Raw genomic sequence first — 15,025 nt, 5'->3', positions numbered from 1 at the left:
AAGTTGATAACGGGCCTGAGTATACTTCAGAAGCTATTCGTAAATGGGCAAATGAGAAAGGAATCAACCTGGAGTATATTCCTCCGGGAAGACCAATGGAAAATGGGCACATTGAGAGCTTTAACGGAAAATTTCGAGAAGAGTGTTTAGACCAAAATGCCTTCAAAAATATGTCAGAAGCAAAAAAGATTGTTGAAGAATGGAGGGTTGATTATAACGAACTTCGTCCTCACAGTGCTTTAGGATATAAAACACCTATTGAATTTTTAAGGGAGCAAGTTTGTTAATGTGTTTGATAAAGAAATTTCTAATTTATCGAAATTATGAAGAATAAATTTAAAAACTAATAATTAGTCCATTTTAAAATGGGCGAAATTTGGGGGCAGGTCACCATAAAAGTTCCTTAAGTTTGTTTTTAGCGGATGATTATTGGGTTAAAAAACAATTATTAGCAATAAAGTTTTTGTTTTTTTTAAAGAATTGCTTAATATAGGGTATAGAGATGCTTGCTTTGAAAATAAAGGAGCTCTTATTAAACCTATCAAAGATTTTGTACACACATTAACAACAACGGAAAAGAATTTGCCTATCACCAAATGGTTAGTTTCGAGCTAGAGACAGACTTCTACTTTGCAACGCCCTACCATTCTTGGGAAAGAGGCCTAAATGAGCATACAAACGGACTAGTTAGGCAATATTTTCCTAAAAACCCAAAGATTTTTAGATACTACTTCCAAGGATATTGAAAGGGTGGAAACTTTACTAAATAACAGAACTAGAAAGGCTCTCAACTTCGAAACTTCACTAGAAGCGTTTAGGAGATTATCTACAAATATGCTATGCTCGGGTGCACAATAGATGTTTTTTTCAAGTATTTACATGTTCTTTTTTGTGCACTTCGGAGTTGAAAGGGCCAACATGTTCTTAAAAGAAAAAAATTAGCTTTGCGGGCAACTATGCGGCTATCTCATAACAACATCTCTAAAAATTACATAACCAATCGATAGCTGCTTCTATAGTAGGGTCTTTTAGTGAATTGGTTGCCTCATTGGCATTTATTACTTCATCAGGGGCCATGTTAGTATAAAAGATCTGACCTAAGCGATTAGAAAAATGCATGACCGGAAGAAGAAGGCAAGCTCCATCACTAAGAAAAAATGGATATGTGGCATTTGCAAAGCCAGAGGTGTGTTGACCAAAAAAACGCACGTTTTTTTGCCCGGAAAAAGCAACAGCAACAGCTTCTCCAGAGCTAGCGGTATTATTGCCAATTAAAACTGCTATCTTTGGTGTATTTTTTAATTGATATGGAGGCAAAGAGCTTTTTAAGCAACAAGAATTGCCCTGTTTTACTGTATTTTTTTTATGCTTCCAGGGAATTTTTTCTCCATTATTTCTTATAAAAAATCCTATACATTCTTTGTCTAGAAGCGGTCCTAAGCCTAAAAGCATTGCCCACATATTCCCACCTTGGTTTTTTCGCAGGTCAATAATCCATTTATCCACATTAGAGCTGTCCAATGCACGAATCGCTGTTTGCACTTGTTTATTATACGCCTGATCAGCCTCATCTGAGGTTGATGGGAATGTGAATAAGGAAAGATAAGCCACATTCTTTTCCAATAAGCGATAAATGGGAGGTTCAAATCGAAATTCTTCTTTTTCCAAAAGCTCCATTTGACTAGGGGAAGCAAAAAAACCATGATTTTCTTTGATAAGAGAACGAGCTAATTGAATGGCAGGATATGTATCACTAGTAAGGACAGAACCCTCTGCTTTTTTATATACCTCTTTTTTAATTGAATCCCAATCAATGGTATCTTTATAAATAAATTTTTTTTCCATTATGTTGAGTGCTTTTTGTAAATAGAGGAATGCTTTAGTACTCATAGAGTAGCTGTTTGCTTTCTGAATAGTTATTTTTAAATAATATCCACTAAATAAACACACACATATAAGCAGCAAGCTAATAAGGATGAAAATTTTTTTCTTTCTCCAGTACATACAGGCTTTTTTTTATTGTTTCAGCAGCAAATAATATGGACTTTTCTTCAATAGAGGGATCTATTCCCAACAATCTGTTACAATGCATATGTATAAAGCTATGTAAAATTTTCTTTCCTTTGGTGGAAAGAAAGTCGATACCTTCAATTTTAGCTTTTTTAGCATAGCTTTTACAAGCCAAGTGCCTCATAGAAAAAATTTGTTTAAGAGAAGAAGAACTCTCGTTATTAGTTTTTATAGAAGTTAGGTCGAGTAATTGCTTTTTATAAAAACGATACCCTTCAAGAGCTTTTTTAGATGAAAAAATCTCTTGCAAGATGGCTATTTGATCTTCTTTTGATAATTTTAAAGAAATAAGAAAATCTATAATGCTCAGCGCTGCTATTCCATATAAAGGTAGAGATGCAATTTTTGAATGATCTTGCAAAAGAGCTATACATGTTATGCTATCAGCATGAAAAAGCGTTTCCGCATATTCTATCAGATCAATACCTCCATACCTTTCTAGTTCGCGTTCATAAGAATGAAACGAAATATCTTTAAGAAAGCCTTCCTGAACAAGCTGCTCACTCCACTTGTTAATAATAGGTAGAATAACTTGTAAGAATTGATTTTGTGAGAGCTTTATACGTAAACGAATATGAGGATTAATAGTGTTTTCTTCATAACGTATATAAAACCACTTTTCGCATATTTTTTTTTGGGTGATTTTTTCGATAAAAGAAGGAAGAGTTTTCTGAAGAAAATCTTCCTGCGTGTTTTTACTGCAAAAAAGTTTTATATAAATCCAATTACTACCTAATCTACGCGTTCTTTTTTTAAATAAATTTTTTTCATCTTTTTTTATTTGAGGATATACAGGTATTTTGTTTGCAAGAGACTGATTTTTTAATAATGGGATAATAATTTCTGTAAAATGAGCTCCTTTATTGCTTTGAGCCCAAGCAGACTTTTTTATTGATTTTTTTTCAATTAAGCATACTTTATCATTTTTTATTAAATTATTTAATATTACAGAAAGATGATTTTCCTCTTGAATATCTAATAATAAGTACTGCTCCTGGTCAGCCATCATAACAAAACGACATACATTCCATTTTTTTAGCCATACTACTAAATCTTCTGTAGAAGGATTTTTTTTCAAAGAGATTTCTTTTAAGCGAAGATACCATCTTGCTAAAGAAAGATACGTTTTATTATAGCGTACCCTTGGTAAATAAGAGAAATAATCAAATTGATCCCAATAAATGCCTTGCATAGGATTAATATTCTCTTTGGAAAGATCTAATAAAAATTTAAAAACAGGCGGTGCAAAATATTGATTTACTAGATTATCCGTTAATAAAATAAGCTCTTGATTTAACCTCTTTGAAAATAAATATAAGCCTCTTTGAAAGGCTCCCACATATACATCTTCATAGAGAATAGTATTTATATCATGATCATTTGAGGGAAATACAAGAGAAAAATCACGGAGGTTGTTCCCTATCATAACATTTCCAACCCCGCTGGATGCAGGCAGCCAAGAAAATTTTACATAAAGTTTTTCTGGTGCTAATTTTTGTTCAAAGGTATAAGCCTTTAAGAGAGATGTTTTTGCTTCTTTGGGGAGGATATGCAAAAATCTCCCAAATGTACCCCCTATTGGCTGGCTGACCTGAGACAAACCTAAGGTCAAATTAAAGTCTCCAGCATCTATAGAAGCTTGATCTGTTGCTAAAATTTCACAAAAAATCTCTAAAGAAGTAGGAATATCTGTTACTTGAGGTTTTTTTTTAAGATAGTGTTGAATCTCCTCATCTATCAGTACAACTTCTTTTTGCCCAAGATAGACTGCTTCTTGGTATTTTTTTGATAAGAACCATTCAAAAGAATCTTTTTTTTCTATGTAATTAAATGTCTCTTTATTAGATAAATAATAGGCCGGTATTCCTAATCCAATATTTTCGTTAATAAGGTCAAAAAAAGGAACAAGTTGTTCTGTTCCGTATTTTTCTATAAATTGAGAGTAGTAGTTATCTGAGTTTTTTTTTCTTGAACTAGAGTTATCTATTTTCCAAATTAAAGAAGCAGCGCTTGCGGCTTCTTCAGCGACTTTATGGGAAAGCATATTCTTAGAGGAAAAAGCAGTGTCTACTTGAACAAAGATGCTCTTCTGATCAACTTTGCTTTTTTTAGGGTAAATTTCATATAATATCGCATTGATTTTTTCTAGTAATTGTAGACCCTGGCCTGGGATTGTTGCATTGTATTCTTTAAGATATTCATTTAATGATTTAAAAACACTTTCTGATTGCAAGTTGATATTTTTTAAACGACTAAGAAAATAAGCAAAAGGGTTATCTTCTAATAAGTTGGGTATTAATTCGGAAATAATAAATTGATTTTTAAACATACCGTGCAAAACAATTTTAAGCTTATCCTCGCTCAAAGAAGAGAATTTTTTGATAAGCTTATTTTCCAAATCTTTATATAAAATCCACTTTGAGCTGTTTTCTATAATGAAATCTGTTAAAACGGATTTTTTAATTGATCGTTCATTATGGTTCATTTTTTCCAAATTTCGACTGCACGGTAAAAACAACCTACCAGCATAATTCAAAATAGGAGAAGTCGCTTTAACCTTGCAGTTTTCTAGAATATTTACATCACTTTCTAATGAGCTAATTACTTCATAGAGCCACTGCATATTGGGTCTTGCAAACTTCTTTTTTGCGTTAAGAGAAATATGGGTTTTTTGATCAATTTTACCAAAACCAACAGCTGCAAATAACCCAAAAGGGGTAGCACGTGTACTCATCCTAATTAAATAACGTAATAAGCTAGAAAATCTTTTCTCTAATAGAACTTTTTTTTCTTGAATATTTTCTTGTAGAGAAAAATATAAGCTTGGGCTTGCTAATAAAATTGCTTCTTGAACTATAGAATGAGAAAAGTAATCGGAAAAAATCTGCTCGGGTACTTTTTTTAAACAATTTTCAAGAAAATACTCCACAGGTAATAAAGGGCTTCTAAACATAAAAAACCCTGCTGGCAAAAAAATTTCAGAATCAGTCATTTATATCTTTTTTTTAGCTGATTACAAAAAAACGTGTCCATTTATCCTCTTTATAAAAATCGCAAAACAGTAGGGAAAGCAGGATCCCCGACACCCCTGTTATAATATTAATTTTTTCTGATCTCAAATATTCGGATATATCGGAAATACTATCGGAAAAAAAACCTAGCTCCCAAAGAGGGTTATAGGAAGAAAGGATAAGACCTTTTAGTTCATTAGATTTATCTCTAAAAAAAGAAAGAGATGTTTCCTGATACATTTTACAGGTAAGTGTTAAAAGACCGGAAAGACCGTGGCAAAATGAGGGGCAAGGTAGCCCCCATTCTTCCCTTGTTTTAAAAAAAACATCCTTGAAACTATTTATAGACTGATTTTTAATTTGTTTGTCATCCAGAGCTGATCCTGCAAGAAAAAGAGATCTAGTGACCCCTGGTGTGCCATAACACCAGCCATCAAAAATAAAAGAGTTGTTTTCCTTTTTTCCTGTAGTTTCTTCTTCAAAAGAAACTCTATCGTTCCAGAATATTCCCTGAACTCCTATTAAACGCTTATCCCATATCCAATCAGCTAGTTTAAGGATTGTTTCTTTTTGCCTATCGACAATTACTCCCTTTAATAAAGCAAGAGAAAAAAATGCTAAAATACCGGGTATCCCATGAGCAAATCCTAAATCAAAATTACCTTTAGGAAATCTTGATTTATCTTCAAAAGTATCTTCTGTATGGCGATACCATCCTGGGACTTCTCGTCCATGTATAATAATAGGAGAGCAAAAAGAAACTAAAGTTGAAAGAATTTCTTTTACTGTCTCTATAAATCCTTTTTTTTCTAAGTTATTTAAGAAATAATTTCCAATCCCCGCAATACCGCTTATTACATCATAGAGATTTTGATTAGAAGATAAACCACAACTAATATTTTTTTGCAAAGGAGTTAAATACTCTTGATTTATTCCTTTAATAAGGAATAAATCAAGAGTATTTTGAAGTTTTTTGTATCGACCTTTTTCCTGCCCAGAGAGAGTGATTGCAAAACATATTCCTGCTAACCCATCAATTAAGGAAAAACGTGTAACGCCTTGAGATTCTAAAATTCTGACAACGTTTGTAATATAACAATGTAATAAAAGATCCCATTCTTCAGAATTATAAATTCTACTAAGAGTACTATATAGAATAATTAGCGATGTATATCCTGATAAATTCAAAAAGGGATAATCCGAAGTGCTTATATTACTCGGAAATAGTTTAGCTATTCTTCTAGCAATACAGTGTGGGATATTTGTAATACCTTGAATTTGCGTCATTTTATATGCCTTTTTTCAAATAAACTAGAAGAATAGCGGGTTAATTTATCTACATTTGCCTATCATTGTTCTGCAATCTAAAGTGGAAGGCCAACAGCATTTTGAGATAGGCGTTGTTGCTAGTTGTGTTTCACCTTCCTTTCTATGAACTACTTCACTAATTTTACAATCTAAATCAAAAACTTCATTGTTAAGTTGACTTTGTCCTTCTTTGACTTTAGGTTCTTCATATTTTCTGCTGTCTATAAAATGTGTATTTTCTTTCTTAATTTCCATAAAATTTACCTCATTTTTTCCTCTTATAAATCAAGGATGTGTAAGACTATCTTTAATAAAAGATATTATTGCAATAAAAAATATATTTAATTCTGTTAAAATCCAGGAAAAGCACAGGTAAACCTTGACCCAATAAAAACAGAAAAAATACCTTGCATTAGCAATCTCATTTCGGTTAAAAAAACCTAGAGCTATTTACTCTTTTCTTAAGAACCTGTTCAGAATCTTATGCTTAGGCTAAACTATCGCGTCTATCTCAACTAAAAGATTATATGCGAAAAAGACACCCTAGATAAAGATTATGCAAAAATGGTAAAAAGAGAAATCTGTTATGGTAAAGATTGCAACTTATAAGACAACCTGAAAACCTGTATTTAGAGTGTCTGATAAGGAAAGAGCTAGCTACTAGCTAAAAAACCCAAAACTGAGCTTATATAAGGTAGTTGTGAGGAGCTCTTATTTCTAAAAAAAAATCTCGAGAACAGTTCCCTGTTATTTTAAATGAAACACCCTCATTGACAGACCCTGTCTTTAGAGATTCTCAAAATCCATTTTCTGATCTTGAAACAGATGCACCTGCTAGTACCCTTCCTTCAGTAGAAGAGATTATCGAAAAATATCGTGATCTTATTTTTGAACATGTATCAAGAAGAATTGCTTTTTTCTTTCAACAACTCATCTGTTGTTTTCAAACTAAACTGCATTTTGAAATAGGACAGGTAGTGTCTCAAGGAGCTTCTGCTAAAAAAGTAGTTCTTACCGATCAGAACCTGGTAAGCTTAGAATTTGAACGCAATGCTGCTCATAGTAGTACCTTGCCCTGTTTACTTGCATACGATCTAGAAGAGTGGGAGCTTTACCAAGCAAAAAAAACAAAAATCCCTAAAGGATGGATTTTTTTAAAAGGAACCGATTCTTATCGTCTTTGGAATTCCACCATTAATATGCCTCGTTGGGTAAACATGGTAGATCTACAAATCGATGGAACTTCTCGTGATCAAAAATTACGTTATAAAACTCTGTATTTAATTAATGCTGCAGCACAAGGAGAAATTGATCCAGAAGAAGGATTGGAGCTTTTTATTCAGCTCTCTATTGATCAAGTAGAAAGCAGCTACAAAGTAGCAACTCAGTTAATGTATCAAAAAATACTGAACTTGTATAAGTATGAACTAGAATCTACTCTAGTAAGTTTTAACCATAATCGTTCTATGTGGTTAGAAGCTTTGCTTAGCATTAGGGTCTCAGATGAATCTTTTCGAAAAATCATCTACCAGATCCGCTATCAGGCGGTTCGAGATGCACAACTAGGGCAAGCAGAACTTATACAAAAAATAGATCTGGCTAAAAATAAGATCTTATCCAGCTATAAAAGGAAGCTTCCTTATTTTGAAGCTGCTTTTCGATCTCTTTTGATTGCAGAAACCTATACGCTAAGAAACCGGCAGCGCTTAGAAAAAATGTATAATTTTTCCTACTTTGATTTTAAAGCCAGATTAAGCGGAACTAAGTTAAATATCTTTGATCATACAAAAATCAAACTAGCAGAAAAATACAGACCACAAATTATAGCTCTTAGCGCAGAAATCATCCAGGATATGCAAGAGCTTAGAAAAAAAGAAGCCTTGCAAAGAAGCCAAACTACCAAACTGTTAAGACATGCTAAGAAATGGACACAAAAACAACTTGCCCAAGAACTCTCTGTAAGCCAATCGACTATTTCTCGGATGGAAAATTGCCAGAAGCTGATTACCCTACCCATAGCTGAAAAATTAAGTCTGATTTTTCATGTCGATGCAGGACTCTTTATGCCTCATTTTTTCTATGATTAAGCTCTTGGCTTATATAGATACTTAGGTCTTACAATGGGGGTGCCTCTGCCCTCTCTTGCCTCGGTGCGCTCATAGACTATTTGCATGGCAATCCCCACAGATCTAGAAAGGCCAAACAAAACAGTATAATACTCAGGATAAGCAAATCCAGCTGCTGTTAGCATAGTTCCTGAAATAGCATCTACATTAGGATAAGGATCGGAGATCTTAGGATTTTCTAATAACACTTTAGACCCTTCTGTACGCAAAAGCAAAGCGATTTTTACCAAAGGATGGTTTGGATAATGTTTTTGTACAAAATCGTATTGCAGAGTAGCACGTGGATCTTCTACTCGCAATACGGCATGCCCAAATCCAAATACCAATTTTTTTTCTAATAAACGCTTACGAATCAATTCTTCTACTTGTTTAGCAGTTGCCTTTTCTCCTAATTCAGTAAGCACATCTCTTACAAATTCTAAACAATCCTGATTGGCTCTTCCATGGCGTGGTCCTTCTAAAGCACACATGGCCGCACAAATGGATCCATACATATCCTCTAACCCAGAAGCTACCGCCTTCCCTACAAAAGTGGATAGATTTCCTCCTCCATGATCATAGTGTAAAATGTTGAATAAATTCATAACGGAAACAAGCTCTTTTTCTCTCTTATCGGGAACTTGGAGCATATAGCAAAAGTTTTCCATATAGCCTAAATCCAATTTGGGATTAGGCGTTTTACCAAAACCAGCGTGATGATTAATTACAGCTGCAGCTAGATGAGGAACTTTAGCAATGATATTTAAACAATCATCTGCATAGTTATCTGCAGATTCATGCATTCCTAATAATAAAAGCGCTATACAGAAGAGTTTCATAGGATGGCCTTGCCTGGGCAAAGCCTCAATAGCAGCAATCACCTGCTGTGAACAACAACTGCGTTGTTCAATCATTTCAGAAAACTTTTCTAATTCTTGTTTGTTACCTTCTTTGCCATGATAGAGAAGATAGATGACCTGTTCTGGTTGCCACGTAGATAGTTCTGTAACGGGCCTTCCTAAATAAAATAACCCTTTTTGAGGATCAACATGTGATGTAGTGCAATAGCCTACAGGAAACCCACGCAGGCCCGTTTCTAAATGCTCTTTTGTAATGGTAAATAACACATCCTCAGACATAGTTTCCTAAAGTAAATGATCAATCAATGCTCTTTCTTCTTTTAATTCTTTTTCACTCAGCCTAATTGCCTTTTCTAAAAAAGGATCCCAAGATAATCCAGGTACAATTTCTATTATTCCTTTTTCTGTCCTATAGCAGGGAAAGGAAAAAACCAATCCTTTTTCAATCCCGTAAGGATTAGCATCAGAGCAAAGAGCAGCAGAAAACCAATCTTTACCTAATCCTATTAAAGATCTTATAGAGCAAATAACTGCGTGAGCAGCTGATGCAGCAGAGGATTTTCCTCTGGCTTTTATGACTTCAGCACCTCTTTTCTGCACATAGGGAATAAACTCTTCTTCGCACCATTTGCGATCTTTAATCACCTCTAAAAGAGGTTTATTTCCAATTTTTGCATGCAAAAAATCCGCTACCTGTGTGGCTGAGTGGTTACCCCAAATCGTCACATGAGAAACATCTGTAACTGCCACATTCGCTTTAATGGCAAGCATGGCTTGCGCTCTATTTTGATCTAAAGCAGTCATAGCAAAAAACTGATTTTTAGGGATTTTAGGAGCGTGATGCATGGCAATTAGACAATTGGTATTACACGGGTTTCCCACAACAAAAACAACCACTTTAGGATCTGCTGCTTCATTTAAGGCTTTTCCTTGGGCAACGAAAATCTTTCCATTTTCTGCTAATAAATCCTTCCTTTCCATCCCAGGTCCACGAGGTTTAGCACCGATTAAAAGCGCATAATCTACGTTTTCAAATACTTTAAATGGATCGGATTCGATTCTCACTTCTTGCAGTAAAGGAAAAGCACAATCCTGCAGCTCCATAGCCACACCTTCTGCTGTCTTCTGAAATTCATGCAGCTCTAACAAATGCAGGGCAATCGGTTGGTCAAATCCTAGCATCTCGCCCGCTGCGATCCGAAATAACAAGCTATAGGCAATTTGCCCCCCAGCTCCTGTTACTGCAATTCTTTTAACTTTTTTGTTCATATAGACAGTAAAAACCTTAGTTTATTGATTTTAATTTTAATACACAAAAACCCATCTCTATGCAACCTAAACAAAATTAAAAAATATTTTTTTACTTTTCTCATAATAATTGACTAGATCCCTATTTCTTGCTATCCTCGTGCCTTCTTAAACTTAAAAATTTATCTATGTCCGTATTTTTTGTTGCTTTGATGTACGCTGCTTGGTCCAGCGTTTTTTCTCTAGGAAAGCTTGCTCTACAGCACTCTCCTCCCCTTTTTCTAACAGCCTCTCGCATGCTCTTTGCAGCAGTGCTTATCTTAAGCTTTTTACTGATTACTAAAAGGTCCTCATTAAAATTATCTTTAAGACAGTTTACCTCTGTTCTACTGCTTGCTTTTTTTAGCATCTACCTAACAAACACTTTGGAATTTTGGGGACTACAATATCTCTCTGCGGCTAAGACCTGTTTTATCTATAGCCTTTCCCCTTTTTTTGCCGCACTTTTTTCCTACATCCATTTCAATGAAAGAATGAATCCCCGCAAATGGCTAGGACTTTCCATAGGCTTTGTTGGATTTGTTCCCGTTCTCTTTACACAAACAGGTTCTGAAGAGCTATTAAATGCCTTTAGTTTCTTCTCTTGGCCCACACTTGCCATTATGGGTGCAGCGTTAAGCTCGGTTTATGGATGGGTTCTTCTTCGACTCATGGTAAAAGAGCAAGAAATTACCCCTCTTGTCGCTAATGGAACAAGTATGCTCTTTGGAGGACTATTCGCCCTGATCCACTCTTATCTAATAGAACCCGGAGCTCCTTTTCCCATAGCTCCTCTACACTTCACATCTTTTATAAAAGGAGTTGTTCTCATCACGGTAATCTCCAACCTGATTTGCTACAATCTCTACGGTATGTTCCTAAAAAAATACACCGCTACCTTCCTCTCTTTTGTAGGGCTGCTCAGCCCCATCTTCGCTTCTTTAAACGCTTGGATCTTTTTAGGAGAAACCCCTTCTTGGATCATCTTTTTATCAACAAGTATTGTTTCCATAGGTCTTTGGATTGTCTACCGCGCAGAACTTAAACAAGGCTATATCGTTTCTTCTAAAGCACCTGCTAGTAATTAGCTCTAACGCAAAAAAATAAAATAGAATTCTTAGATGAGTGGATTTTCTCCAGAGAAAACCAAATGAAAAGCATCAAACCATCGTGTGATACAGATGGTTTGATGCGCTTAGAAAAACTAGTTTTTAATAATTTTCTTTTGATAACGATTTATAAGAAGGAGCAGTAGGAGTAAATCCAGATAAATCAGGGTAAATATTTCTGGGATTTTCTCTTTGGTTACGTATAGCTGCTTGGGATGCCTCATAAGAAGGAGGAGGGGTCATCGGTACAAAAGGCTCTGAAGGTCCTGAACTGTAAGAATAAGTTGCTTCCCATTGAGGAGGCTGCGGCGCATGATAAGAAGAAGCTCCTGCGCTCTCGTTATAAGCACGAGGCTGCTCAGTCCATTGCGGGTTCTGCCAATTATTGGTAGGATAATTTTGGGTTTGAGGCTGTGCATTAGGTGTAAAAGCCGTTATTAAGCTTGGAATTAATCTCTTGACTGCAGCAAATTCTTTCTTTCCTTCTTCTTTATCACTCCAGTGCATTCCACAATTATAAGCTGCATACATTACAGCTATTGAATTTAAAATCCCTCCTGTAACAACCGCTGTTGTTCCAGCTGTAGCAAGTACTGGCGCAGCTGTAAGGATAGTAATACCGCCACCAGCCATGGCAAGCGTTCCAACTAAACTGGTTAGGATAGAATATTTGTAATTTGTTATTTTATCTACAGCTCTCTGATCAATTTTCAGTTGGGCTTCAGCTATATTGGCTATTTGATTTATCTCAAGGCTTGAATCTCGACACATGCTTGTTCTAGCCCAGGTCTCTATTCTTTTAGTATTTTCTAAATAGTTTCTAGCTCCTTCTGCGGCTTTAGAGAGTCTAGCATAAACAAATATGGAAACCCCTACTATAGCAGTTGACACAACACCAATAGCGGCTATACCTTTCCAGTTAGTCTTTTCTTCTTTAGGTTTTTTCTTTTTACCAACTTCTGTAGAATCTTTGGCGCTTTTATCTTCAGAGTCAGAAGATGAATCTACTGAAGCGTTGTGTATATGAGTTGTGTTATGTATGTGGGTTGTGTTATTTGAGTTAGTATTAGTAGTTGTATCACCAGAAGAAAACCATCCTCTAGATGCAGGTTGAGAAGGTGTATATAAAAATGGTCGTGGTAAAGAAAAGAAAAGATTGTAAATTGTATTATTTTCTAAAGTTTGTCTAGCACGCTCACTATCGGCTGTTTTTACTTTTTCTGGTGTTGTTTTATCATATTGAGTATCAACTCGTATTAACCAATCATGAATACAAGCATTTGGTTGAGAGTGATAAATCGGGGTCATATTTTGCTCCTTTATAAGAGATTTAATTAAAAACAGATAGATTTTACTTAGTTAAAATAAAAAGTCTATTTTTAAATAATTAGATTTTTTAGTTTATTTTTTTTAAACAGTAAAGATAAGCATATTTAGATACTACGAATCTAAGGAAAACACTCTAAAAGAGATTCTCTTTCATTTTCAATAGTAGCTAATAATGCTTGTTTTTTAACTTCATCATTTCTATGGGCTAATATGCTAAACACCTGTTTAGCAGCATAAACAACAGATATTACTCCTAGAGCAATTATCAAAGAAGGATACATTATATATCGAGCATAGTCATTTCTACCAATTAATTCCTTTAAATGATCTATATTGATCAAAGAAGTACCCATTAAAGAATAAAACATAAAATCCCGGCAAGCTGTTATTCTATTTTCATTATTCCGATCAATTTTTTGCCAAACATCTGCTAACTTCGTTAGTAAGAGTGAATTTTCTTGAAAATAAGGCAAGTTTTCTTCTAAAGATTTTAGTTTACTTTCCAAGTTAGCTTTTATTTGTTCTGCATCCTTTTTTAGATTCTCGGTGTGTTGAGGATTTAAATCTTCTCCAAATAGCTTTTTATTTTCTAAAGAGCCTTCTTCTAAATTCTTCAATTCAGCTTCAATTCTTTCTAAATCTTCTGTAAGTTTTTGCCCCTTCTGATTAGGATCAACTAAATGTTCAATAATTCTTTGAGTTATTAGGATATTTTTTAAAATACCGCTTTTAGCTTCTACCATTTTAGCAAGTTCAATGTAAGCAATTGCAGAAATAATTGTACATCCTAACACAATAAACTTTGGAAGGTAAGCTATTGCCATAGAAGTAATAGTGGTAATAACTAGAGTAGCAGCAACTATTTGTTTATCTTTTGTGTTTATATCGATATTTGCAAGTTTATTTTTAGCCCATGTTTTGACTTCTTCTCTGGCAGAAGGATCCATAGGCATTTCAGAATAATCATAAGATACTATTTTCGAATAGTTATAAGGTATTGGAATTAAATAGATCATTAACTTTCCTGCTTAAATAATAAAAACCATCTAAATTATAATATAATTAAAGCAAAATGTCTATTTAAATTATTTAATTAACTTTTCAAGGTAATTAAAAATATTTACTTTATCCGTTATATTCAAGCGACAACGATCTCTTTTTTCAGCAACTCAAGCAAGTTCTTCCTTTCATCTTTTACAAAATTCTTTAATAGCTTAACTTTTTTTGCTTTATCATTTCTATGAGCTATAAGATTTAGTGCATTCTTAACCGCATATACGGCAGCTAACCCACCTAAACCCATTATTAGATAGGGATTGCCTATAAATTGGTTAATTATTACACCATCTGCCCAGTTAGCATCACTAGCTACTTTTAAAAAACGACCTAGTTTAATTAAAACAGTACCGGTTATGGAACAAAACATAAAATGCTGACAAACCGTTCTTTTCTGTACAACGCTTAGATCTATTTCCTGAAAAATATTAGTTATTTTCTGGAAAAGAGCTTCATTTTTTTTGAAAAAGGATTTATTTTCTTGTTTTGATTGATGAAATAAAATAGATATTGTCATCATTTCAGGAATAGACATTTCTGCCTTGGGACTTCTTAGGGATTTGCCTTTAGTAATTAAATGTTGCTCCCATTGCTTGTTGAAATCCTTCCAAAAATCATCCACAGAACAGTACAATTCAACAAGCTTTTCCATTTTTGACCTCTTTTGTTGTTGTTTTTTCAGAAACGAAACTTGTACAACATTAAGAGGTCTTTTTACACTGTTTTTTTGTCTTATCTTTCCTATTCTTAGTTAATTAAACTCAACATTGGGGTTAATAAGATTATTAAAATATTTAGTATTATTTTTAGACATAAAAAAACCCTAGTTAGAACTGGCCTAACTAGGGTGGATAGAAAAAAACTTGGCGGCGACCTACTCTTCCATACTC

Annotated in this window: 11 protein-coding genes and 1 pseudogene; 3 read left to right on the top strand and 9 right to left on the bottom strand. The window is 34.2% G+C overall.

Going from position 1 to position 15,025, the window contains the following annotated elements; translation table 11 throughout:
• The coding region (locus RHTP_RS08385; protein WP_138107671.1) for an integrase core domain-containing protein at positions 1 to 287 on the top strand (287 nt) is incomplete at its 5' end.
• Positions 288 to 981: 694 nt separating this feature from the next.
• Here RHTP_RS08385 and RHTP_RS08380 read toward each other — a convergent pair.
• The 4 genes from RHTP_RS08380 to RHTP_RS08365 all read right to left on the bottom strand — a co-directional run bounded on the left by RHTP_RS08380 (position 982) and on the right by RHTP_RS08365 (position 6,644).
• Entirely contained in the window at positions 982 to 1,890 is a 909-nt protein-coding gene (locus RHTP_RS08380) for a S41 family peptidase (protein WP_171005792.1), read from the bottom strand.
• Positions 1,891 to 1,966: 76 nt separating this feature from the next.
• The gene (locus tag RHTP_RS08375; protein WP_171005791.1) at positions 1,967 to 5,023 is read right to left on the bottom strand and encodes a lantibiotic dehydratase; all 3,057 of its coding nucleotides are present in this window, start codon (positions 5,021 to 5,023) and stop codon (positions 1,967 to 1,969) included.
• A 52-nt stretch (positions 5,024 to 5,075) separates the two neighbouring features.
• Positions 5,076 to 6,368: a lanthionine synthetase C family protein gene (locus tag RHTP_RS08370; protein ID WP_138107668.1), complete on the bottom strand. Its 1,293-nt coding sequence runs from the start codon at positions 6,366 to 6,368 to the stop codon at positions 5,076 to 5,078.
• A 45-nt stretch (positions 6,369 to 6,413) separates the two neighbouring features.
• On the bottom strand, positions 6,414 to 6,644 hold the full coding sequence (locus RHTP_RS08365; protein ID WP_138107667.1) for a hypothetical protein: 231 nt from the start codon (positions 6,642 to 6,644) through the stop codon (positions 6,414 to 6,416).
• Positions 6,645 to 7,159: 515 nt separating this feature from the next.
• Here RHTP_RS08365 and RHTP_RS08360 point away from each other — a divergent pair.
• Positions 7,160 to 8,476 (top strand): helix-turn-helix domain-containing protein, encoded by a 1,317-nt coding sequence (locus RHTP_RS08360; RefSeq protein WP_138107666.1) that lies wholly within the window; start codon positions 7,160 to 7,162, stop codon positions 8,474 to 8,476.
• On the opposite strand, the gene RHTP_RS08355 is transcribed toward RHTP_RS08360, so the two are convergent.
• A complete protein-coding gene (locus RHTP_RS08355) occupies positions 8,473 to 9,633 on the bottom strand; it encodes a citrate (Si)-synthase (protein ID WP_138107665.1) in 1,161 nt (386 codons plus the stop codon). The two genes, RHTP_RS08360 and RHTP_RS08355, sit on opposite strands and share 4 nt — an antisense overlap.
• A gap of 6 nt (positions 9,634 to 9,639) precedes the next feature.
• Positions 9,640 to 10,623 carry a malate dehydrogenase gene (locus RHTP_RS08350; protein ID WP_138107664.1) on the bottom strand — a complete coding sequence of 328 codons (984 nt, stop codon included), beginning with the start codon at positions 10,621 to 10,623 and terminating at the stop codon, positions 9,640 to 9,642.
• Positions 10,624 to 10,790: 167 nt separating this feature from the next.
• On the opposite strand from RHTP_RS08350, the gene RHTP_RS08345 reads away from it, so the two are divergent.
• A complete protein-coding gene (locus RHTP_RS08345; protein ID WP_138107663.1) occupies positions 10,791 to 11,729 on the top strand; it encodes a DMT family transporter in 939 nt (312 codons plus the stop codon).
• A gap of 123 nt (positions 11,730 to 11,852) precedes the next feature.
• On the opposite strand, the gene RHTP_RS08340 is transcribed toward RHTP_RS08345, so the two are convergent.
• The 3 genes and pseudogenes from RHTP_RS08340 to RHTP_RS09025 form a co-directional block, all read right to left on the bottom strand.
• Positions 11,853 to 13,058, bottom strand: a complete 1,206-nt coding sequence (locus tag RHTP_RS08340) for a hypothetical protein (protein ID WP_138107662.1) — start codon at positions 13,056 to 13,058, stop codon at positions 11,853 to 11,855.
• 140 nt (positions 13,059 to 13,198) lie between these two features.
• Positions 13,199 to 14,095: a hypothetical protein gene (locus RHTP_RS08335; protein ID WP_138107661.1), complete on the bottom strand. Its 897-nt coding sequence runs from the start codon at positions 14,093 to 14,095 to the stop codon at positions 13,199 to 13,201.
• 503 nt (positions 14,096 to 14,598) lie between these two features.
• Positions 14,599 to 14,787: pseudogene (locus RHTP_RS09025) on the bottom strand (IS982 family transposase); the annotation flags it as partial.
• Positions 14,788 to 15,025 lie beyond the last annotated feature (238 nt).

The sequence above is a fragment of the Candidatus Rhabdochlamydia sp. T3358 genome (genome assembly GCF_901000775.1).
Classification (GTDB): domain Bacteria; phylum Chlamydiota; class Chlamydiia; order Chlamydiales; family Rhabdochlamydiaceae; genus Rhabdochlamydia.
This window is presented reverse-complemented; position numbering and strand designations above follow the sequence as displayed.

Coding starts and splice junctions, on each gene's coding strand:
- RHTP_RS08380 (WP_171005792.1), bottom strand. CDS start 1,890: ATGAGTACTAAAGCATTCCTCTATTTACAAAAAGCACTCAACATAATG.
- RHTP_RS08375 (WP_171005791.1), bottom strand. CDS start 5,023: ATGTTTAGAAGCCCTTTATTACCTGTGGAGTATTTTCTTGAAAATTGT.
- RHTP_RS08370 (WP_138107668.1), bottom strand. CDS start 6,368: ATGACGCAAATTCAAGGTATTACAAATATCCCACACTGTATTGCTAGA.
- RHTP_RS08365 (WP_138107667.1), bottom strand. CDS start 6,644: ATGGAAATTAAGAAAGAAAATACACATTTTATAGACAGCAGAAAATAT.
- RHTP_RS08355 (WP_138107665.1), bottom strand. CDS start 9,633: ATGTCTGAGGATGTGTTATTTACCATTACAAAAGAGCATTTAGAAACG.
- RHTP_RS08350 (WP_138107664.1), bottom strand. CDS start 10,623: ATGAACAAAAAAGTTAAAAGAATTGCAGTAACAGGAGCTGGGGGGCAA.
- RHTP_RS08345 (WP_138107663.1), top strand. CDS start 10,791: ATGTCCGTATTTTTTGTTGCTTTGATGTACGCTGCTTGGTCCAGCGTT.
- RHTP_RS08340 (WP_138107662.1), bottom strand. CDS start 13,058: ATGACCCCGATTTATCACTCTCAACCAAATGCTTGTATTCATGATTGG.
- RHTP_RS08335 (WP_138107661.1), bottom strand. CDS start 14,095: ATGATCTATTTAATTCCAATACCTTATAACTATTCGAAAATAGTATCT.